A 23,445-nucleotide genomic window follows, 5' to 3' on the forward strand; every position below is an offset into this window, starting at 1 on the left:
CGAGCCATAAGTATTGCTTATTCAGCAGAAAAATATGACAGGGGAGTTCCATCGAATAATGTTGAAAAATTTAAAATTATAAGGAGATGAAAATATATAAAAACATAATACCAATTCTAGCATTGCTCATTGTTTCAATGCTGTTTAATGCCTGTGATGATTTTATACAAGAAGATTTTTATTCAGATGTAACGAGTGAAAACTTTATTACTGAAGATAATGCCGATCAATTAGTAGTTGGAGTTTATACAGCCACAAGAGAAGTATACAGGAATCACGGCTATAAATTTGCAGGAACAGATTTATTTACAACAAAAAGTGAAATATCTTCATATAGCCCCTTAAACGACTATAATAATATTGTTGCACCTACAACCAATGGTGTTTGGAGTAGTAACTATAATGTGATAGCAAAAGCTAGTACAGCGATCAATCGTTATAATAATCAAATTAGTTGGAGTGATATCAACCTTGAGGCTAAAGTTTATGGTATTGCTCAGGCACGTGCTTTAAGAGCATTGGCATATTATAATTTGGTTGTACAATACGGTGGTGTGGCAATAGAACTTGAAGAACCTTTAAGCATACGTAACGATTATACGCGTTCTACAGAAGAAGAAACCTTTTCTTTAATTATTAATGAGCTGCAAGCCGCTATACCAGATCTTGTAGACGATCCGGAAGTAGGGCGTTTCTCAAAAAGGGCTGCACAACACCTTTTGTCTGAAGTGTACTTAACCCGTGCTTATAAAAGTTATGGTTCGGGTTCCGATTTTCAAACAGCAGCTGATTTAGCTGTCCAGGCGATAGGTTCTTACGATATTAGAAGCCAAACTTTTGCTGAAGTGTTCGATTACAATAACCAGGTAAATCCTGAAATTCTATTTGCGGCGCATTGGGAGAATAATGAATTCTCAGAAGACAGAAATAATAACAAGCATGGTTTATTTATGTATGGCATACAGGATATAGCAGGAATTAGCCGTACAAACCAATATGGTAAGCAAGGTGATGGCTTAATGATGACACCGTATTTTTATAGTTTATTTGCAGATAATGATACGCGTGAAGATGCAACCATACACCGTGTGCTTTATGCCGACGAAGCAGCAGAATGGGTAGATGATGTTATTGTACCGGGAGATACAGTTGTATATTTCCCAAAAAACACACTCGATACAGAGGAGCTTAGTGACAAATTAAACAGGTATTGGGTATATCAACCAGACCAGTATTTGTATGGAAAGCCTGATGATATACCAGGAGTTAACTATCAATTCTCCGCAAGTCCGTTTTTTGTAAACTTTCCAATTATGAAAAAGTTTGATGATGAGGTGTTTGATGATGAAAACGGAGGCGCACGAGATGCCTTTATTTTTAGAGTGGCAGAAACACATCTAATTGCTGCCGAAGCATTTTTGGGGGCTAATAATACAACTCAGGCCTTATTTCATATAAATAGAGTTAGAGAGCGTGCTACAGGAGAAACTGATCATTATGGTTCTGTAGACTTAGATACTATCCTGGTAGAACGAGCTTTAGAATTAGCAGGAGAAACCAACCGTTGGGCCACCTTAAAACGTATGGGTAAACTAGAAGTAAGTATAAACATGTATAACCCGCATGTAGCAGACCATGGTGATTTTGATGCTACCAAGCATTTGTTAAGGCCAATCCCAACCAGAGAATTAGAGCTTTCTCCAGGTACAATGGAACAAAACCCTAAATATTAAGTGTTTTGTGTTTAAATAGTTAGTATAGAGTAGTTGAGCCGGGCATATGTAGTCATGTGTCCGGTGGCTCAACTGTAGGGCCAAACCCTATATAAAAAATTGGCTTATCATCTTCCTTCTGTCCGTTAAATAAAAGTGAACTTATAGCATGAAAAAGATATTAATACCATTAAAAATTTTGTGGCTTTGGGTGATCCTATTTACCTTAAGTGCGTGTACGAATACACCTCCAAAATATTATATTATTCAGGGAGATAAAGCAACGGTCCCTGAAGTATCTACCATTAAGCATTTACATGGCGATTTAACAAGGGTCAGCGGACAGTCGGTTACGATTTTAAAGGCTGGAGAAGTGCTCCCCAAAAAAGGCGTGTTTTATATCGTAGGTACAAATGCTTCCAACTACCTAGTGGATAGTTTGGCTGGGGTTAATAGTATTCATTTATCCGACATCTACCCGGGAAAGAGGGGGGGGATATGGGCAAAGACCAAGTTGACAATGGGTCGGCAGGCCATCGTGCTGGCAGGATCGGATGTTCAGGGCATGCAATATGCTGTTTACGATTATTGCAAAGATGTTTTAGAAGTTGACCCTTATGAATACTGGACAGGGAAAGAACCGTTAAAGCAGACAGATTTTAACCCGTTTTTAATCCAGGACAAAACAATTACCCCTCCCGAAATTCCAATCTTATGTTACTTCGAGAATGATGTGGATGAGCTGGCAAACCTGAAAGAACCATTGCTCGAATACGATTGGGAATCCTATACCCAGATGATCCAGTCGCTAGTGCGTCTTAAATACAACGCAATTCATCTGTTTGACATGCTGGGCAGGCCGGAGTTTTTCCTTCGTGCCGAATATAAAAAAGTACGACCCGACTACGATATTCGCATCTCTTATATTGATAGTTTAATCAATTATGCCCACGATATGGGAATGATGGTACAGATTGATTTGGCACTTGGATATAAAATTAAACCCATGGACCAGCAAAAAGCCGATTGTTGGAAGAACCATAAAGAAAAGTGGCTGGATGCTTGGCGCTACTATTTTGAAGAAACACCGCTTGCTAAAGCTGATATTTTCCTTTTACGCCCCCGAAACCAGGTGTGGGATTGGGAATACAAAAGTTCGTGCGGTGAGGATAAAATTGAGGTGTTTAACCAAGTATATGCTGAACTGGGGAAACTAATAGATGAATATAAACCTGAAGCCAAAAAAGTGGCTGTATGCTACTCCGACGGAATGCAAATGTTTAACGAAGGTTTTAATCCGCCAAAAGACTGGATTGTTGTTTGGTCAGATGATGGATGGGGAGGATTTAAGTATTTACCAAAGCATACAAAAGGTTATGATTTCGGAACTTATATGCATGCCGGTTATTGGCTTAACCATACCGTTCACGATCCGTATCCTGAAAAAATTGATAGCGTATTGACAGGCTTTATAGATGATTATGGAGCCAACAAGTATTGTGTGGTGAACGGTCAGCAATTTAGGCCATTCTTGCTAAATATCGAGGCTTTTTCCGAAATAGCAAATAATCGCCAAGCTTTCGACGGAGAAAAGTTCTACCAGGAGTGGGCAGCAAGATATTTTGGCAAAACGGCTTCTGGTTTTGCGGTTAGGGCCATGAAAAAACTTCATGAAGCGCAATTTAACCGTACTGGTTATGTATTGCACCTTTGGGAAGTGAGGGAGGCCATAGCTTACTTAAGTAATTCACCCATCGAACGTCCCGGAAAACCTTCCATCCCCCACAACTACGAAGTGGTGGAAACAGATTACGAGCATGTTGAAAAAAGAATGGAGGTAATAAAACAAGCTTGTTTAATAGCGGACGAAGGGGCTGAACACATAAACCACGATGAAACATTCTACCATGATTATATCCAGTTGCCTTTGCGTTTGTACGACGATTTGTTGACCTTCGAAAATTGTCTGCATCAAATGGCCAGGCAAAAAAAGGAGTTTGAATCGCATGGCGACAAAGTGCACTTAAAAGCGGTTTTGACACTTCTCGAAGAGGCCCGGGATCATTTGGATACGATTTATAAAAGAAGCCTGAATGCGGATAAAAATCCAAAATGGAAAGGGTGGTACGATCCGGCTAAGCGACGCCCCAATAATGGTTTTCCTACCGAGGAGATGATGAAATCCATTGAGGATAATATGATTAAACTGATGTAATATGTTTGTTTTTAGATTGCAATAAATCCAGGATAAAATTTAGATGAGAAGAATTATTGGGATGGTTTTAAGTGTGTGTACAGTCGTTGTTGTCAGTGCTTTTTACAGCTGTACCCTATGTTATCGCAAAGAGTTAAAGCCTGGTAAAATCCAGGTACCATACAGCCGAACAATAATATGGAAGAATAAATCGGTTTTTTATGATTCAGTTACCGCGGTTTGGGCGGATAAAACCATCAAATATGGCAAAGAAGGCAGTAAAGTCAATAATCCACGTATATTGTTGGCCCGTTTCCATCGCCAAAAACAATTAAAGGAAACCAACCAGCTGTTAATGGGGATGAAACCATGGGGCGTATCCGGTTCTTCATGGGCACTGAATAAACGGGGAGATTATGATTTTACCTGCACCGTTTTAACAACCATTCTTTGGCAATTTGGCGATAAGCAAGATATGCTGTATCCCGGGACGCTGGATTATTTACTCCATGTATTGCTGGTAGAAGACGGTAACAAGTTCCGCACCACTGCACCCGGAACATTAGGTCTCTACCCTGAAACCGAAAACCATATTTTAATGACAGAGGGTTCTCGCTACCTTAAAAACAGGTGGTTGGCCATGCATGGAAATAACGATTCGTATTATAACAATGTGCAAAATGGCATGGAGGCTAAGTTGATGGAAGTACTGCAAGAGATGAAAACCAAAGGGTTATATGAATTTAATTCCATGCCCTACGTGGGATATACCATAACTGCCTTGCTAAACCTGGAGGCATATGCCTCTGATCAAATACGTAAGGAAGCCAGAGCCGTGTTGGATTATATGAATTTCTGTTATGCCGTGGGAAGTTACCATTATCAACATTTCCCGCCCATGCGCAGAAGGTATGAAAGAGCCCAATGGCATGAACTGACCACCGATTATCACTCTGTATTTTTTAAAGCGTGGATGAGTTTTTTGCCTGATTCGAAAACTGATTTCCGAATTGGCCGGGCGATGGCACATGCATTGATGGGTGCTTGCATGCCATACAGACCGGCAGATAGGGCGGCCAGCTTAGTTTTAAATAAAAACAACGGTTATTTTATTACCTTAGGGCATGGCAAAATGGCCAGTCCCGAGATTTACTCGGCCGGCAACAACTATCTGCTTTCGGCAGGCGGCGTTAACCGCGGCAAAAAATCGCAAATTATTGCACGCCCTATTACACTGTTTGTGGATGATGATGCAACAAAACTAAAGGATGTATTTCATCTGTCGGGACCGGGAACTGACTTTATGGAATGGAACAATACCGGGGTATATCGCCATTTTGCCTGTGCGGCAGGTCCGGTATCCGTACCCGAAGGTTTACATCCAATCGAAGAAAAAGAAAATTGGTCGATATATGAGTTGGGCACGGACTTGTATGTTGTCGTGTATTCAACCCGAAATATTGGACTCATGACGGTATTTGAAGATAGCAACGCAGCGCAAATATTAAAGGCAGTTGTGGATAAAAACCCGGATAAAGATAGGTTAAATACGCATTTTCAATTTCCTCAAGGTGTAGGGGTAGAATATGATGTAAATGCACCCAAAGACAAGTGGGTAATTAAAAGCATAGACCATAAAGAAGTCGATAGAAATTATGATAATTGGCCTTTGATAAACGGGAGTTTTAACTAATTTAGTGATGTTAATGCTTATTAGAAGGGACTTTGCGTTAAATAAGAACGAGTTGTTAAAATTATATCTCCACAGCCACGACCAAATTAAATTAAATGAAGACACGCTTTAGAGAAACTTAAACGAATAAAATACAAAAAAAATCGCCATAAAATCAGTGCGCCAGTGTTGCTGGTAGTGTTATGTTAACAAAAAAAAATCGTAGTATATGAAATTACATCTAGCCATTATTCTCTTTATATCCGGGTTAATCATTTTCTCTTGCCGGACAAAGTCTGATCAAAAAACAAGCAATGATAAACCTGATAAAAACCTTGTGGATTTAGTGTACCCGCTATTGGACACAGAAAATTCCCGTTGGTTCTTTTTTTCGTCTGCATGCAGACCCTTTGGAATGGTAAACCTAAGTCCTGATACGCAGGTAGGAGGTGCATGGGGAAGTGGATACCGTTATAAAACAGATACCGTTAAGGGGTTTAGTCATATTCATGCCTGGCAGCTGTCAGGACTTTCAGTAATGCCGGTTACAGTTAACAAGCATAATGAAAAGAATGTTTTCATGAACTTTTATTCAAAGTACAGTCATAAAACAGAAAAGGTTACTCCCGGATATCATTATCTTGAGTTGGATAGGTATCAAACTAAAGTAGAGCTAACCAGCACCAAACGGGTTGGTTTTCATCGTTATCAATTTCCGGAGGACCAAGATGCAGCTATCTTATTTAATCTGAATGGAAAATTAGGACCATGTGATATAACCGATGGGAAATTAGAAAAAACAGGCAGTACCGAACTGTCCGGAGAATTGGTTAATGCACCAACAATTCGTCGTCCTAAACCCACTAAAGTATTTTTTAAAGTTGAGCTGAATGCTGAGATAGAATCTGTTACTCAAGATGCCAAAACAGGGAATTACCTGGTTCTTCTTTCTAATAGCAACCAGGAAGTATTCATGAAAGTGGGTATTTCTTATACTTCGGTTGAAAATGCGGAAAATAACATGGTGGCTGAGTTACCCCACTGGAACTTTGATAAGGTGGTAAGCGAATCCAGAGATGAGTGGGAGGCCTACCTAAGTCGAATCAAGGTGGAAGGAGGAACGGAAGTGCAGCAACGAAGATTTTACACCGACTTATGGCATGCCTTACAAGGCCGCAGAACCATAAGTGATGTAAATGGTGCTTATCCTGACAATACAGGTAAGAGTTTTAGGGTGGGACAATTACCTTTGGATAAGGTAGGAAAGCCTCTTTTTAATCATTATAACTCAGATGCTTTTTGGGGAGCTCAATGGACTCTCAACACGCTTTGGGGATTGGTTTACCCGGAGGTTATGGAAGAGTTTGTGTATTCATTAATGCAATATTATAAAGATGGTGGAATTGTTCCAAGAGGGCCATCCGGTGGTAATTACACTTATGTAATGACCGGAGCTTCATCTACACCATTTATTGTTAGTGCTATTCAAAAAGGTATTGTTAAAGATAATCTGGACGAGATTTATCAGGCACTGAAGATTACACATATGCCGGGCGGAATTATGGAGAAAGCAGGATATGAGCATGAAACTTCGATGGGTGGAGGATTTAAATATTATCTCGAAAAAGGCTATGTGCCTTTCCCAATACCGGAAGGAAAATTTGGTTATCATCAGGATGGAGCCAGTTTGACCATGGAATATGCCTACCAGGACTGGACGTTGGCACAGTTGGCAAAAAAGCTTGGGTACGAAGAGGATTATCAGTATTTTATAAAAAGATCTGAAAATTATAAGAATACATTTGATATTGAAACAGGCTGGATGCGGCCAAGAGAAGTAAACGGGAAATGGCATGGAGCGTTAGATCCTTATTTATATGAAGAAGGATTCAATGAGTCCAACGGCGCACAATCTACCTGGTTTGTTCCCCACGATCTCGTGGGATTGGCCCAACTAATGGGTGGAAATGAAAAGGCCGTTGAAAAATTAAATACTCAATTTGAAACAGCAGAAAAACTAGGGTTTACCTCCGGTAGTTCACATGACAGGGAATTGCATCCTGAATACAAAAGAGTGCCTATCAACTATGGTAATCAACCTTCTATTCAAACCGCTTTTGTATTTCATCAGTTGGGTCGTCAGGATTTAACACAGTACTGGTCTCGTCAAGTTGTAGATAAAGCCTTTTCCGGTCTTTCACCTTCGTCGGGATATAATGGCGACGAAGACCAGGGACTCATGGGCAGTTTGGCTGTTTTGCTAAAAATAGGATTGTTTCAGATGAATGGAGGAACCGATGAATTCTCCGAATATCAGATTGGAAGCCCAATTTTTGATAAAATTACAATCTACTTAAACAATGAATTCTACCAGGGCGAACAATTTGTGATTGAAACCATGAACAATAGTTCCGGGAATGTTTATGTGGATAAGATTAAACTCAACGACCAAGAGATTGAAAATTATACGATTCATCATAACGACATGGTGAATGGTGGTGAATTGAAGCTTTATATGAAAAGTAACCGGGAATAGTAATTGGTGTACTTTGCCAGAGAGTGTACTATTCACGCCCGATGGGAGTGTAAATGAATTAGTCAATAAAATAAAACAGAAGGAATATGATGAAGTACAAACAGTTTTTAATAGCCATAGTATTGGGTTTGATATGTATACCTGCCATCAGTCAGCTTAAAAACAAGCCTGCTCTCGAAGAGAAATTTATGGATATGGGCTTCGGTATTTTTATTCATTGGAGTTTCGACTCACAATTGGGCAGTGTGATAAGCCACTCCATGGTTGGGGCTTCGGAAGAGTATATCGATAAGTATATGAACGAGCTTCCAGAGACCTTTTACCCCGATAAATTTGATTCGGACGAATGGGCCCGGCTGTTTAAAGTGACCGGAGCCGAGTATGTTGTTTTTACCACCAAGCACCATAACGGTTTTTGCATGTGGGATACCAAAACCACCGATTTTAACATCATGAATACGCCTTATGGCAAAGATATTGTCGGGATGCTCGTAAAATCCCTGCGTAAATACGGACTTAAGGTGGGGTTCTACTTTTCTCCCGAAGATTTCAGTATTTTACATAAACAAGGTAAAATAATCTCACGCAAAGGGAAAGGAACCCAGGTGACCGATAACCCGGAATTATTGGCGTATGACAAAAAGCAACTGGACGAGTTGTTCAACAACTACGGAGATATTGACATGGCCTTTTTTGATTCTTTTAGTAAAAAACCATTGGTGCAGTGGGTACACGAGAAGTATCCCGATGTGTTGGTGACTCGCGGAGAAATGCAGACCCCTGAACAAAAAATCCCAGATGGCCCCATGCCCGGCCCATGGGAAACTTGCATGACTATGGGGACACAATGGCAATACAAGCCAACCAACGAAACCTACAAGAGCGGAACTGAAATCATCAACAAACTCATTGAGATCAGGGCCAAGGGAGGTAACTTTTTGATGAATATCGGCCCCAAGCCTAACGGTGAAATTCCGATCGAACAGGAAGAACGTTTGCGTGAATTAGGACTGTGGATGTTTGTAAACGAAAACGCGGTGAAAAAAGTCAGACCTGTGCCCGGTATGATTAAAGATGGTGATTTATGGTTTACGCAAAACGAAAAAGAAAACGCAGTATATGTGTTTATCACAAACCAACAACACTGGTTTAAAGGTTTCCGCAGAAATTTCCTGCTAAAAAACCTGAAGGCAACCTCAAAAACAGAAATTTCGGTCGTAGGGCAGAGTGATTTAGTGGTGGAGTACTGGCCCGATAATGATCCAAAATCTACCTTTGTGCAACATGAAAATGTATTGGAGATTTCCATTGCCAGGGCACACCGTTTATACAACAATAAAATATGGCCCAATGCCGTGGTGGTTAAATTAACGAACGTAGAATTCATCAAATAAAATTAACCCTATGAAACGAGCCAATAGAGGCCTTTCTCAAACAGGAAGGATATTACCGGAGCGTTCTATCGAAATGAGTTAACGAATTCTTTGAATACCCTTTAAGTAAACCATAAAATGAAAAAATGCATTTAAAAATTTAAATTATAATAAGATGAAAAAAAGTAAGTATCTGTTAATCTTATTTTTGACAATGTTTGTCATGGTATGTAACGCCGACAAAAACAAACCACACAAAGATTATGTTGCTTTGTTTAACGGAGAAGATTTGACGGGGTGGGAAACAAAAAACGGCACCGCACCTTTTAAAGCGGTTGATGGAGAAATAGTGGGAACCAACATCCCAGGCACGCCCAATACCTTTTTGTGTACCAAAGAAAAGTACGGCGACTTTATTTTAACATTTGATGCTTCATTTGGAGAAGGAAACTCAGGAGTGATGTTTAGGGCCCAAAGCACACCGGACTATAAGGACGGTAGGGTGTATGGTTATCAAATGGAAATGGACCCTACGGCTCGAGGCTGGACAGGAGGTATTTATGACGAAGCGCGCAGAAAGTGGCTCTATAACATGGAATACAATAGCCAGGCAAAATCCGCTTTCAAAAAGGGACAATGGAACAGTTATCGTATCGAGGCTATCGGAAACCATCTGAGAACCTATGTAAACGGGGTACCCATGGCCGATTTGATTGACGACGTGGATGCCTCTGGTTTTATTGGTCTGCAGGTTCACAGTATTAAGGGCAACAAACTGAAAGGGCAGCAGGTGAAATTTAAAAACATATTTATATGCACCAAAAACCTGGATGCGCATAAGACGCCCGAAAATTCGGATATTGCGCAGGTTAGCTTTTTAACCAACCAGTTAACCGAAAAAGAACAAAAGGCCGGTTGGAAATTATTATGGGATGGCAAAACCTATGAAGGATGGAGAGGTGCTAAGTTAGATGAATTCCCCCAAAAAGGCTGGGATATAAAAAACGGGGAGCTGATGGTGGAGTCATCGGGAGGTGGTGAATCCAGAAACGGTGGAGACATCGTTACAACAAAAGCATATGAAAACTTTATACTGGAGGTAGATTTTAAATTTACGAAAGCCGGAAACAGTGGGATCAAATATTTTGTGGATACAGAGCTGAACAAAGGGCCGGGCTCAAGCATTGGCTGTGAGTTTCAAATATTGGACGATGATTTTCATCCGGATGCAAAAAAAGGTAAAAATGGCAACAGAACGATTTCTTCGTTGTACGACCTGATACCTGCCAATGCACAAGAATTCAACCCGGATTTACCCTATAAAAAGCTGGTGTTCAAATATGACTGGAACCGGGCAAGAGTGGTCGTTAAAGGAAATGATGTGGAGCATTATCTAAACGGAATTTTAGTAGTTAAGTATACCAGGGGCAACCAGGAATGGCGCGACCTGGTGGCAGGAAGCAAGTATCATGTATGGCCTAATTTTGGCGAACGGAAAAAAGGCTTGATTCTTCTGCAAGATCACGGGGACGAGACATACTTTAAAAACATTAAAATAAAAGAATTGTAGTCATGGCAAATACGCGAAGAGAATTTATTAAGAAGACATCATTGGGAGCCGCAGGCTTGATGGTTGGCAATGGCCTGTTATCGGCAGCCAGTTATAAAAGAATTATAGGGGCTAACGACCGCATAAATGTGGCTGTAATAGGTCTGGGCAGGCGACTGGAGGCTTTTGTTGACCCCATTAGTAATCAGTCGAACAACATTCGCCTGCGTTATTTGTGCGATGTGATGCCGAGTCAGCTGAAAAATGCCGGAGAAGTATTTGCACAGAAAATCGACCATAAGCCGGAATTCGAAAAAGATATTCGAAAGGTGTTAGAAGATAAAAATGTGGATGCTGTTTTTAACCTGACACCCGACCATTGGCATGCTCCGGGTTCTATCATGGCTATGCAAGCCGGCAAGCACGTGTATGTGGAGAAACCTTGCAGCCATAATATGAACGAAAATGAACTGATTGTTCAAGCGGCTCATAAGTACAATAAGATAGTGCAAATGGGCAATCAGCAACGTTCATCGGTTCATACGATTAACCTTATGGAAGAAATCCACAAGGGACTGATCGGGGAACCATACAGGGCGATTGCCTTTTACACCAATAAAAGAGGCCGTGTTCCCAACCAGCAAGCGGCTGATATCCCCGGCGGATTAGATTGGGATCTGTTTCAAGGGCCGGCGATCCGACGTCCTTATACTTCCGAAACATGGAACTATAACTGGCACTGGTACGGTTGGGACTATGGAACAGCAGAGGCCGGAAACAACGGTACGCATGAGATGGACATTGCCAGGTGGGCGCTGCAGGTTGAATTTCCCAATAGAGTAGAGGTTAATGCAATGAAAGGTCATTTCAAAGATGATGGCTGGGAAATGTATGATTCGATGGAAGCTACGTTTAAGTTCGACAACAATAAATCGATTAAATGGGATGGACAAAGCCGTAATGGATTTATGACTTATGGCAGCGGTAGAGGTACCATTATTTACGGTAGCGAGGGAAGTGTGTTTGTGAATAGAAATAAGTACATCGTATATGACCGTGCAGGAAAAATCGTTAAACAGTTTGATTCTGAAACCAAGGAGTCGGGTATTGGATTAGGGGGGGGCGGAACTACCTCATCCAACCATGCTGTTAATTTTTTTAATACCATTCGAGGCAAGGAAAAATTAACGGCACCCATTGACGATGCATCGGTAAGTATGTCTATGGTGCATTATGCCAATGTGGCTTATCGTATAAACCGTGGTTTTGATATTGATAATAAAGGTAAAATGCTTGATAAACGAGCCATGGAACTATGGGCACGCGAGTACCAGCCCGGCTGGGAAATTAAATTATAATACATGAAACGAAGAGATTTTTTGAAATTTTCAACCTCCACTGCCTTGGCAATGGGGGTTGGTTTGTATGCATGTGCTCATAAAAGCGAATTTAAACTGGCTCCTGTCCCGGACAGTAAAAGATTGCGAATAGGAATAATCGGTGTTGGTGATAGGGGAAATGGGATATTGGAAGTATTACGGAATGTACCGGAGTTTAAGGTAGTTGCCATTTGTGATATTTTCGATTATCGCATGGATGCGGCAGAAAAAAGGATTGGGAATGAGGTACAACGCTATAAGAAATATGATCAATTATTAGCGCATAAACCATTGGATACAGTCATTATTGCTGTTCCGCTTCACTTGCATCATGCCATTGCTATGGCATCACTGGATTGTGACTTACATATCATGTGTGAAAAAGCCTTGGCGTACAGCATTCAGGAGTGCCAGGAAATAAAGATAAAAGCAAAAGGCACCAACAAGCTTTTCCAAATCTCATATCAATATCAATTGAATCCGATGTTTCAAACCATTAGGGATCTGATTAACAATGGTTACGTTGGAAGAATAACACGTATTGAAGCCCTTTGGGATCGTAATCACAATTGGCGACGTAAACTACCCGATGCATCGTTGGTAAAGGGAATGGACAAATCAAAATTGGAGCGCATCATTAATTGGCGAATGTATCAGGAATATTCGGGAGGCCTAAATGCCGAACTGGGTTCTCACCAATTTAATATGATCGATAATTTATTGGGCACCCACCCGATTAAAGTCATGGGTACCGGAGGGGTAGATTACTGGCAAGATGGTAGAGATACGTTTGACAATGTACATATGCTATTCGATTATCCCAATGGAACCAAAGTGGGATTTCATTCCGGAACAACCAATAAATATGAGGGATTTAAGTTGAAGATATATGGTAAAAAAGCCACGGTGGTATCTCACAACATGTCATCTGCCTTTATTTATCCCGAAGATGATTCCTTGGATAAGAACTGGAAAGAAGAAATTGATAGCGTTACAGGAGCATCCATCAAAATTATCGATAACGACAAGAAACGTAATATCAAACCCGTGGAGAAAGACATGGTTTACCCATCTGATAACTTCATGTACAACGCCACCTGGCTATTGTATAAAAACTTCGCTGCAGCAATTAATGGCGAGGAAGAACTAAAGCTGGGAATCGAAGATGGTTATCAAAGTGCGATTGCTGTTCATATGGCCAATAAAGCTGTGCGCCAATCAGAGATTGTAAGTTGGCTCCCTGAATATGATGTGTAGTTGAAGACATGACAGGTTATCATGCTTACTTCCTGTATGCAACACCTACAACATGTTGGTACTGCCCTTTTTTTATTTAACCCGGATATGCCATAGTACCTCCTGGTCAACATTGAATGGGCCAGTATGGCGATGAACGAAAGCAGTAACAAAGTATGCGTTAAAAATGCTGAGCAAAGCAATGTGGTAATGGATAAAACAAGGTTTTACTGAAACGAGACATAACCTCCGGTTTAAGGGCGGAATGGAAAATATAACTTTTTTTCGACCCAATGTTGTCTCAGGAAGGGGAGTATTGGGAATATATACAGACGGATGATCAAATTTTATACGAGATACATGAGTTACCGCATAAAACTATATATTTAAAGAATGAAATATTTTAAAATCCCATTGCTGATTCTATTCGCGGGTGTTTTGTTTACCTCGTGTGACGTAAAGGAAAAGAAACCTAATATTATTTATATCCTGGCCGATGATATGGGCTATGGAGATTTGAGCTGTTACGGGCAGAAAAAGTTTGTGACGCCCAATATCGACCGCCTGGCCGCAGACGGAATACGGTTTGTAAACCATTATTCCGGCAGTACGGTTTGCGCCCCTTCGCGCGGCTGTTTGATGACCGGGAAACATACCGGACATTCATATAACAGAGGCAATAAGGGGATAAAAGACAAAGGCGACTTTCCAATGGCAAAGGGTGAAGTTACGGTGGCAGAGGTACTCAAGGATGCTGGTTATGTTACGGGAATGTTTGGTAAGTGGGGACTTGGCTTTTCTGGTTCCCAAGGAGATCCAAACCATCAGGGTTTTGATGAATTTTTTGGCTACCTGCATCAAGCGCTGGCACATAATTATTACCCTTATTATTTGTGGCATAACAACAAAAAAATAGAGCTGGATGGAAATGCCGGATACTCCCAGAAGCAATATTCTCCAGAACTGATTCATGCTAAGGCGATGAGGTTTTTGGAAGACCATAAGGATACCACTTTTTTTATGTATTACCCGTCGATTATTCCTCATGCTGAACTGTTTGCTCCCGAAGAATATGTAGCAAAATATAGAGGGAAATTTTTACCCGAGTTAGACTATGAAGGTACCGATGAGGGTAAAGGCTATAAAAATGGTCGTTACGGCTCGCAAAAGGAAAGCCATGCAGCCTTTGCGGCTATGATGAATCTACTCGATGACCAAGTCGGTGAAATAATCGATAAATTAAATGAATTAGGGATTGCCGATAATACCATCATTATCTTTTCATCAGATAATGGAGCGCATGAAGAGGGTGGCGCCGATCCGGCATACTTCAATAGTACGGGAGGATTACGCGGTATTAAACGTGATTTGTACGAAGGCGGAGTGCGTGTACCCATGATTGTAAAATGGCCAGGTAAAGTTGTTGCGGGGCGCAAGTCGGAGCATATATCGGCATTTTGGGATGTTTTACCAACAGTGGCTGATATTATTGGTGTTCCGCCACCGGATAGCCTGGATGGAATATCGTTTTTACCTGAATTATTAGGTGAAGAACAACCAGCGCATAATTACCTATATTGGGAGTTTTATGAAAGGAACGGTCGCCAGGCATTGCGTAAAGGTCCTTGGAAAGCTGTACGTTACGAATTGGCATACGATTACGAAGGAACACCGGTAGAATTGTATAACTTGGAAGATGATCCCTATGAAGAACACAACGTTGCCTTAGCGCACCCTGAACTTGCCGCAGAAATGTTAACCCTTATAAAAGAAAGCCATACGCCTTCGGAAAACTTTGAATTTAAAGTGAAGAAGAATATGAAGAAAGACCAGAATTAGTAGGTGTTTTAGAAAAAAGAAAGCTTAACAATAGTAAAAGTTAAACTAACAACGTCATAATAGGCCTGTAGGAATAATGCAGACTATGCTACCTGTATTCTTCTAATAACGGGAGTTTTTCCATAAATATGAAAGCCAACAGTCAACAGACTATCGCAAACCAAATTTGAGAGACTTAATACATTGGGGGCCAGAATTACGTACGGATAGTCCGGGGCAAAATTCCTACATCATTTTATAACACCGATAATGTAGGAGAAAGGTTGGTTGTTGTTAAACCCGCCATATGCATTAGAAAATCTATTACACATTGAAATTGTTTCAAAACAAGACACTCCGCTGCTTCACTTTCAACGCACCATAACGATGCTCCCGAAAGCAATCGGGACAAGTTATGCCTCGTTTCAGTAAAGCCTTGTTTTATGGCACTTTCAATGTTCACGACGAAGTTCTAAGGTATAATCCGGGTTGAAGCTATATCTTCCGATGGGGAAAACGGTTGCAAGGGGTTTGAATATATAGTGGAAGAAGCTACTGTATAAACAAATTATGCGAGTCTGAGCCAGTGAAAAAAAGCGTTTTAAGGACAGTGTTTGAGGGTCCGGGGCTATTTTGTTGCGACAGCAGAAACAATAACCCATGAAATAATCTATCCGGCAAACATTCCTAATTTGTTTAATAATTGGTAATTTTTGATAAAATATTGATAATTGAAATGGTCTAAAAACAGTTTCTTTGCATAAAGAAAATAAATAACCTTATGAAACGAATTGAACTAATATTATTTTTTCCTATTATATGCCTTCTTTACTTTCCTGATGCGCTTGGACAAAATCATATCCAACCTTTATCCAACCTCAATAATAATAACAAACCCAACATCCTCCTCATATTCGTCGATGATATGGGTTATGGCGATTTAAGCTGCTATGGGGCACAAGATGTGAAAACCCCAAACATCGATAAAATAGCCAGCGACGGATTGCGTTGTACCGATTTTCATGTAGCGGCTCCGGTATGCGGGCCATCACGTGCCGCACTGATGACAGGGCGTTATCCCATGCGTTGCGGTCAGCCCGGCTTTCCGGGCACACAAAGTAAAACCTTACAATACGAATTTAAAGGTCTGCATCCCGATGAGACTACAATAGCTAGTCTGTTGAAAGAACAAGCGTATGCAACCATGTGCATCGGGAAATGGCACTTGGGACTTGATGATGGTTTTCATCCCACCGATAGGGGCTTTGATGAATTTTATGGCATTGAGTCGAATTGGGTAACGCACGCCCCAGCCTACCGCCATCTGTACGAAGGAAAAGAGATGGTAGAAGAGGATGTTGTTTTTGAAACGTTGATGGAGAAATACACCAAACGAGCCATACGGTTTATGACCGAAAATAAAGACGAGCCTTTCTTCCTTTATCTGGCACATAATGCGGTACATTCGCCCATTTTACCTAGTGATGGGTTTAAAGGTACATCCAAAGGAAGTTTGTATGGCGATTATGTGCAAGAGTTAGACCATTATGTAGGAAAGGTTATGGATGCTTTGGATAAACTGAAAATGGCCAAAAACACGATGGTTATCTTTCTTTCCGACAATGGACCGGCCATTTGTCATTTTGGGGGTTCTGCCGGACCGCTTAATGGTGGTAAATACTGTACAATGGAAGGCGGTTTCCGTATTCCTGCCATCTTCCGTTGGCGTGGGAAAATTGCTGAAGGAGATTGTAATACCAGGCTTTCATCGATGGATTTGTTTCCGACTATCGCAGCGCTGGCAGGTGCTGAAATGCCTAAGGACCGCATTTATGATGGAGGAGATATTCTACCAATTCTTGAAGCTGGGAAAGGAGAACCAACGCAGGAATACTACTATTATTACAACGGAATGAACTTACAGGCTGTACGAAAAGGCCCATGGAAACTACATTTGCCACGTACATTGGAAGATCAGCCTTTCTGGTCTCAGAAAACGAAAGAAAAACCATTTAGTGGCAACTACTTGAAAAACATCTCGTGCAAAGGTTTGGAAGCCTTGACAAAAACACTACTGTTCAACCTTGATACTGATATGGGCGAGTTGCAAAATGTTTCGAAACAACATCCCGAAATAGTTGAAGAATTACTGGAAGAAGCCGATAGGGTACGGGCAGAACTTGGGGATGTTAATGTAATTGGAAGTGACCAAAGAGTGCCCCCTTTTGAAAATATTCAGGAAAATGAACAATAAAGATATGAAATTGAAACAGAAAGTGAAATCCAGTTTAAGATGCATCATTATTCTTTTTTGTTGCGTTAACTATATTGGATTGATGGCACAAGAAAACCCCAACGTTGTCTTTATCTTTGTAGATGATTTAGGCTACGGCGATGTAGGTTGTTACGGGGCAACTAAAGTTCAGACCCCTAATATTGACAAACTTGCCAGTGAAGGTATGATGTTTACCGATGCGCATTCGGCATCAGCCGTTTGTACACCTTCGCGTTATGCATTGCTAACCGGACAATACCCCCTTCGGGCTAAAAATGGATATGGTACTTGGGGGCCACTCCCTACAGATGCCAGTCTGATTATCGATACAACCCAAAATACCATTGGAAAAGTATTTAAAAATAAGAACTATGCTACCGCTTGTATTGGAAAGTGGCACTTGGGTTTTGGATTGGAGAAAAACGACTTTAGCAAGCCCCTAAAAATAGGACCTCTGGCAGTAGGTTTCGATTATTATTTTGGGGTACCCAATGTTAATAGTGGCAGTCCTTATGTGTATGTCGAAAATGATAGGATTGTAGGATGGGACCCTAAAGATCCAATTGTTTATAATGGGCAGCCTGTTTCTCCTACCCCTACTTTTCCAGAAGAAGCAGGTCGTAAAACACCGAATAAATTCTCAGGGGCTTTGGAAGCACATAAACTTTATGATGATGAGCGTACCGGGACTTTGCTCACAGAAAAGGCGGTTAATTGGATAGATAAGAATAAGGAACAACCTTTCTTTCTTTATTTTTCTACCACCAATGTTCATCATCCATATACCCCAAATCCTAAGTTTAAAGGAACAAGCCAGTGTGGTTTGTATGGCGATTTTATTCACGAACTCGACTGGATGGTTGGGGAACTAATGAAATACCTGGAAGTAAATAACCTAAGGGATAATACGCTGGTTGTGTTTACAAGTGATAATGGAGGGATGTTAAATGAGGCCAGTAAAATAGCATTGGAAGCAGGACACTATAAAAATGGTGATTTATTAGGCTATAAGTTTGGGGCTTGGGAAGGTGGACACCGAGTACCTTTTATTGCCCGATGGCCTGAAAAGATTAAAGCCAATAGTGTGTCAGACGAATTAATTTGTAATGTAGATATGTTATCAACCTTTGCCGCTCTAACAGCTCAACAATTAGAGGATAATAACGTGATGGACGGCATAAATATTTTACCTGCCCTTTTAGATGTAGAAGCCGAGTTAGATAGAGATCATTTGATTCTTGCACCGCGTCAAGGCAAAAATCTGGCTGTTCGGAAAGGGAAATGGATGTATATAGATGCACAGGGAAGTGGCGGTTTTAGTTATAACAAAAAAAATCCGCATGCCATCGGTGGTCCTTATGCCGTTACCCTTTCTGGAAAGGAAAATAGTGACATTGAGAATGGAAAAATAAAACAAGATGCACCTCCGGCACAACTTTATAACTTGGAAGAAGATGTAGAACAGACCACAAACCTTTATAAGCTGTATCCCAAGGTTGTTGAGGAAATGAAAGCCATATTAGATACTTATATGACTAAAGCAGAAAGAAATCAAAGAAGAAGATAACCGAATTGTAATTGAGTTTTTTATTGTCTTACTAGGTCTGGAGGTACGTCAAAGGCCATTGGACAATAAAGATTAAAATGAGTCATGAGCAGTCTTTATTATGTGGATATTCATCAAGTGAAGAGATTCATAATACCTAATAAAAAATCTTAGTTTGACAGCAATAGTTATCAAGTCGATATTATCTCTAATCAATGAGCCTTTTATCTAATTTTAAAAACATGATAAAAAATCTCGTAGGATTTATATTGTTATCTGCCATTTTTCTATCTCTAATAGGTAGTAGTTGTGCAAAAAATACAAAACTGTCTATCCCTCCTAATGTGGTTGTTATTATGGCCGACGATCTGGGGTATGCCGATGTGGGCTACAATGGATGCAAAGATATTCCAACGCCACATATCGATAAACTGGCTGAGAGCGGAGCCATATTTTCATCGGGGTATGTAAGCGGCCCCATGTGCGGTCCCTCGCGTGCCGGATTTATTACCGGGCGCATACAGTCTTCCTTTGGATGGTACGGCAATCCGGGCGCACCATTGGATGAAAGACAAGGACTTCCCGCTACTGTTAAAACTGTGGCATCTTACATGCAAGAGCAGGGTTATGTTACCGGCGGTGTTGGCAAATGGCACATGGGAACAGCTCCTCACCAGCATCCCAACAAAATGGGTTACGACCATTGGTATGGATTTCTTAGCGGTGGCCACCTGTATTTTCCGATGGACCACCCATCGTACAACGGCAAATACACTGCTACGCCCAAACCCTGGGGTATGCGCGATATGCACCATACCATGCCCATGATACATAATGATGAGCCTATTGAGTGGGACCAGTATTTAACCCATGAATTAACAGACCTTGGCGTTACTTTTATAGAAAAGCATAAGGATAAACCGTTTTTTCTGTTCATGTCGTACAATGCGCCTCATGAGTATATGGAGGCACCGGAAGAAACCATGGCTCTGTTTTCACCGGAAGACATGACCCATATTCCCGGCGTCAAACCAGATATTCGTTCCATCTATGCAGCCATGACCTACGAATTTGACAAGGGGGTGGGAGCGTTGACCGAAACACTTCAGCGCCTGAATCTAGCAGAAAATACCATTGTATGGTTTTTAAGCGATAATGGAGGAATGAAACGCACCAGCGATAATCGGCCGCTGCGTGGTGCCAAATGGTCCAGCTACGAGGGCGGCCTGCGTGTACCTTTCGTGGTGAGTTGGCCGGGACATATTGAACCGGGCACTGTTTTGGATGCTCCGGTTACTACGCTTGATATAGGCGCCACGTCGGTGGCTCTTGCCGGTGGCAACTTATCAAAAACAAATTTGGACGGTGCTGATATCACTCCGTATTTTACCGGTCAGTCGAAAGATGCTCCACACGAAGAGCTTTTCTGGCGTATTGGCCGTAATTACAAGGAACAAAGCGGAGTTCTCCGTGTAGGTGACTATAAGCTGATTGTGCAAAAAGAAAAGGTGCAACTGTTTAATCTGAAAGAAGACTTGGCTGAAACAAACGATTTATCCCAAAGCCAACCGGAACGCGCACAACAAATGTTAGGGCGATGGAAAGAACTGGACCAATACAGCCTGCCACCTTCATGGGAGAACCTTCCAAAAGGAGACGGCAATAAGGATGAATACCAGTACAAAGATTACGAGTGGCTGAAAGGGAGTCCGCATTACCGGGGAAATGAGAAATAGAATTAATTCCGAATTATTAAAAGAAACGTACAATGAATTTTAAGTTATTTGTTTTAAATATTTTATTGATAACAACACTTGCTTCGTGTGCACCAAAACAACCGGGCAAACACTTTTTTATCCTTTCCGGTCAATCGAATATGGCCCGTTTAAATCCCGACGATACTTTTACTCCGGCTATTGAAGCTGAATTTGGGGCAGAGAACTGTATTGTCGTAAAAGATGCCTTGGGTGGCCAACCGATACGGCGCTGGTATCGTGATTGGAAACCAAAAGATGGCCTGGAACCAAAAGCCAATCCCGATTTGTACGATTCATTGATGGTGAAAGTTTTTCCGGCCATTGAAAATGAGAGAATTGCAAGCGTAACTTTTATTTGGATGCAGGGAGAACGCGATGCCAAAGAAAAACACGGCGAAGTGTACGAAGCCAGCTTGCAGGGATTGTACGAGCAATTAAGCACCAATTTGAAACGCAATGACATAAACTTTGTAATTGGCCGTTTAAGCGATTACGATATGTTGAATGAGAAGTATCAACACTGGACTATGATAAGAGATATTCAGGTAAAAGTAGCCGAATCGAATCCGCGTTTTGAATGGATAAACACCGACGATTTAAACGATGGATTGAACAGCAAAGGGCTAGAAATTAATAATGACTTGCACATGAGTGTGGAAGGTTATAAGCTTATGGGAAAACGTTTTGCCGAGAAGGCGATTAAATTAGTTAAGAATAATAAATAGAAATCTGCTTCTCCGATTGGATGCCACCAATTTTGCTTTGATTCAGAACATCAATTCGTTACCCCAGCCCTAAAGGGTGCGAATTGATTGTCCCTGCTCCCTTTAGGGTTGGGGTAAACAGGGAGAAGCAATTTGCGGACCGGCATGAAAACGAATATACAAAAATAGTAATGAGAACATTAAAATTCAATTTTAGAACAATCCTTATCGCTTTTGTGCTTATAGTCGCCTATAGTCAAAGCGTGCTGGCTGGCGATACAAAAACAAAACAACAACTACCCAATATCGTTTTAATTAATGCCGATGATTTAGGCTATGGCGACCTGGGTTGTTATGGAGCCACCAAACTGCATACGCCCAACATCGATAAACTGGCCAGGGAAGGCCGGATGTTTACCGATGCCCATTCAGTAGCCGAATCGGATGCTCGTTTTGAATGGATAAACACCGACGATTTAAACGATGGATTGAACAGCAAAGGGCTAGAAATAAAGAACGATTTGCACATGAGTGTGGAAGGTTATAAGCTTATGGGAAAACGTTTTGCCGAGAAGGCGATTCAATTAGTTAAGAATAATAAATAGAAATCTGCTTCTCCGATTGGATGCCACCAATTTTGCTTTGATTCAGAACATCAATTCGTTACCCCAGCCCTAAAGGGTGCGAATGGATTGTCCCTGCTCCCTTTAGGGTTGGGGTAAACAGGGAGAAGCAATTTGCGGACCGGCATTAAAACGAATATACAAAAATAGTAATGAGAACATTAAAATTCAATTTTAGAACAATCCTTTTAGTTATTGGGATTATTATAATTTATAATCATAGTTCGCTGGCTGGCGATACAAAAACAAAACAACAACTACCCAATATCGTTTTAATTAATGCCGATGATTTAGGCTATGGCGACCTGGGTTGTTATGGAGCCACCAAACTGCAAACGCCCAACATCGATAAACTGGCCAGGGAAGGCCGGATGTTTACCGATGCCCATTCAGTAGCCGAATCGAATCCGCGTTTTGAATGGATAAACACCGACGATTTAAACGATGGCTTAAACAACAAAGGAATAGAAATTAATAATGACTTGCACATGTCGGTAGACGGATATAAGGTAATGGGGGAACGTTTTGCCGAGAAGGCGATTCAATTAGTTAAGAATAATAAATAGAAATCTGCTTTTCCGATTAGATGCCACCAATTTTGCTTTGATTCAGAACATCAATTCGTTACCCCAGCCCTAAAGGGTGCGAATTGATTGTCCCTGCTCCCTTTAGGGTTGGGGTAAACAGGGAGAAGCAATTTGCGGACTGGCATTAAAACGAATATACAAAAATAGAAATGAGAAAATTAAAATTCAATTTTAGACAAATCCTTTTAGCTTTTGGGATTATAATAGTCTTTAGTCAAAGCGTGCTGGCTGGCGATACAAAAACAAAACAACAACTACCTAATATTGTCTTGATTAATGCCGATGACCTTGGTTATGGCGACTTGGGCTGTTATGGAGCCACAAAATTAAAAACTCCAAACATCGATAAACTGGCCAAAGAGGGTCGAATGTTTACCGATGCGCATTCGGTAGCCGAATCGAATGCTCGTTTTGAATGGATAAACACCGACGATTTAAACGATGGCTTAAACAACAAAGGAATAGAAATTAATAATGACTTGCA

General features: G+C 41.0%; 16 protein-coding genes. All 16 read left to right on the top strand.

From position 1 onward, the window contains the following. Positions 1-86: 86 nt before the first annotated feature. Complete coding sequence (locus ACT29I_RS13615; RefSeq protein WP_430934645.1) at positions 87-1,733, top strand: RagB/SusD family nutrient uptake outer membrane protein; 1,647 nt, start codon at positions 87-89, stop codon at positions 1,731-1,733. Positions 1,734-1,881: 148 nt separating this feature from the next. Further along, a complete protein-coding gene (locus ACT29I_RS13620; protein WP_430934644.1) occupies positions 1,882-3,927 on the top strand; it encodes a glycosyl hydrolase 115 family protein in 2,046 nt (681 codons plus the stop codon). 43 nt (positions 3,928-3,970) lie between these two features. Beyond that, a complete protein-coding gene (locus ACT29I_RS13625; RefSeq protein WP_430934643.1) occupies positions 3,971-5,599 on the top strand; it encodes a hypothetical protein in 1,629 nt (542 codons plus the stop codon). 208 nt (positions 5,600-5,807) lie between these two features. Then, positions 5,808-8,114 carry a GH92 family glycosyl hydrolase gene (locus ACT29I_RS13630; RefSeq protein WP_444793702.1) on the top strand — a complete coding sequence of 769 codons (2,307 nt, stop codon included), beginning with the start codon at positions 5,808-5,810 and terminating at the stop codon, positions 8,112-8,114. A gap of 86 nt (positions 8,115-8,200) precedes the next feature. Next, positions 8,201-9,508: an alpha-L-fucosidase gene (locus ACT29I_RS13635; RefSeq protein WP_430934641.1), complete on the top strand. Its 1,308-nt coding sequence runs from the start codon at positions 8,201-8,203 to the stop codon at positions 9,506-9,508. 154 nt (positions 9,509-9,662) lie between these two features. Continuing rightward, the gene (locus tag ACT29I_RS13640; protein WP_430934640.1) at positions 9,663-11,057 is read left to right on the top strand and encodes a 3-keto-disaccharide hydrolase; all 1,395 of its coding nucleotides are present in this window, start codon (positions 9,663-9,665) and stop codon (positions 11,055-11,057) included. A 2-nt stretch (positions 11,058-11,059) separates the two neighbouring features. Next, a complete protein-coding gene (locus ACT29I_RS13645; protein WP_444793703.1) occupies positions 11,060-12,394 on the top strand; it encodes a Gfo/Idh/MocA family protein in 1,335 nt (444 codons plus the stop codon). Between the two features lie 3 nt (positions 12,395-12,397). Continuing rightward, complete coding sequence (locus tag ACT29I_RS13650) at positions 12,398-13,672, top strand: Gfo/Idh/MocA family oxidoreductase (RefSeq protein WP_444793704.1); 1,275 nt, start codon at positions 12,398-12,400, stop codon at positions 13,670-13,672. A gap of 372 nt (positions 13,673-14,044) precedes the next feature. Further along, the gene (locus tag ACT29I_RS13655) at positions 14,045-15,490 is read left to right on the top strand and encodes an arylsulfatase (protein WP_430934637.1); all 1,446 of its coding nucleotides are present in this window, start codon (positions 14,045-14,047) and stop codon (positions 15,488-15,490) included. Between the two features lie 760 nt (positions 15,491-16,250). Continuing rightward, on the top strand, positions 16,251-17,723 hold the full coding sequence (locus ACT29I_RS13660; RefSeq protein ID WP_430937082.1) for a sulfatase family protein: 1,473 nt from the start codon (positions 16,251-16,253) through the stop codon (positions 17,721-17,723). Beyond that, complete coding sequence (locus tag ACT29I_RS13665) at positions 17,713-19,311, top strand: sulfatase family protein (RefSeq protein WP_444793705.1); 1,599 nt, start codon at positions 17,713-17,715, stop codon at positions 19,309-19,311. Before ACT29I_RS13660 ends, ACT29I_RS13665 begins: the two co-directional genes overlap by 11 nt. Before the next feature lie 221 nt (positions 19,312-19,532). After that, entirely contained in the window at positions 19,533-21,026 is a 1,494-nt protein-coding gene (locus tag ACT29I_RS13670) for a sulfatase-like hydrolase/transferase (protein ID WP_444793706.1), read from the top strand. A gap of 32 nt (positions 21,027-21,058) precedes the next feature. Further along, positions 21,059-21,772 (top strand): sialate O-acetylesterase, encoded by a 714-nt coding sequence (locus ACT29I_RS13675; RefSeq protein WP_444793707.1) that lies wholly within the window; start codon positions 21,059-21,061, stop codon positions 21,770-21,772. A 170-nt stretch (positions 21,773-21,942) separates the two neighbouring features. Continuing rightward, positions 21,943-22,356 carry a sulfatase-like hydrolase/transferase gene (locus tag ACT29I_RS13680; RefSeq protein WP_444793708.1) on the top strand — a complete coding sequence of 138 codons (414 nt, stop codon included), beginning with the start codon at positions 21,943-21,945 and terminating at the stop codon, positions 22,354-22,356. A gap of 170 nt (positions 22,357-22,526) precedes the next feature. Then, a complete protein-coding gene (locus tag ACT29I_RS13685; protein WP_444793709.1) occupies positions 22,527-22,940 on the top strand; it encodes a sulfatase-like hydrolase/transferase in 414 nt (137 codons plus the stop codon). Positions 22,941-23,110: 170 nt separating this feature from the next. Beyond that, on the top strand, positions 23,111-23,445 hold a 335-nt coding region (locus tag ACT29I_RS13690; RefSeq protein ID WP_444793710.1), incomplete at its 3' end, for a sulfatase-like hydrolase/transferase.

Origin of the sequence: Saccharicrinis sp. GN24d3, from assembly GCF_052400645.1 — a bacterium.
Taxonomy (GTDB): domain Bacteria; phylum Bacteroidota; class Bacteroidia; order Bacteroidales; family Marinilabiliaceae; genus Saccharicrinis.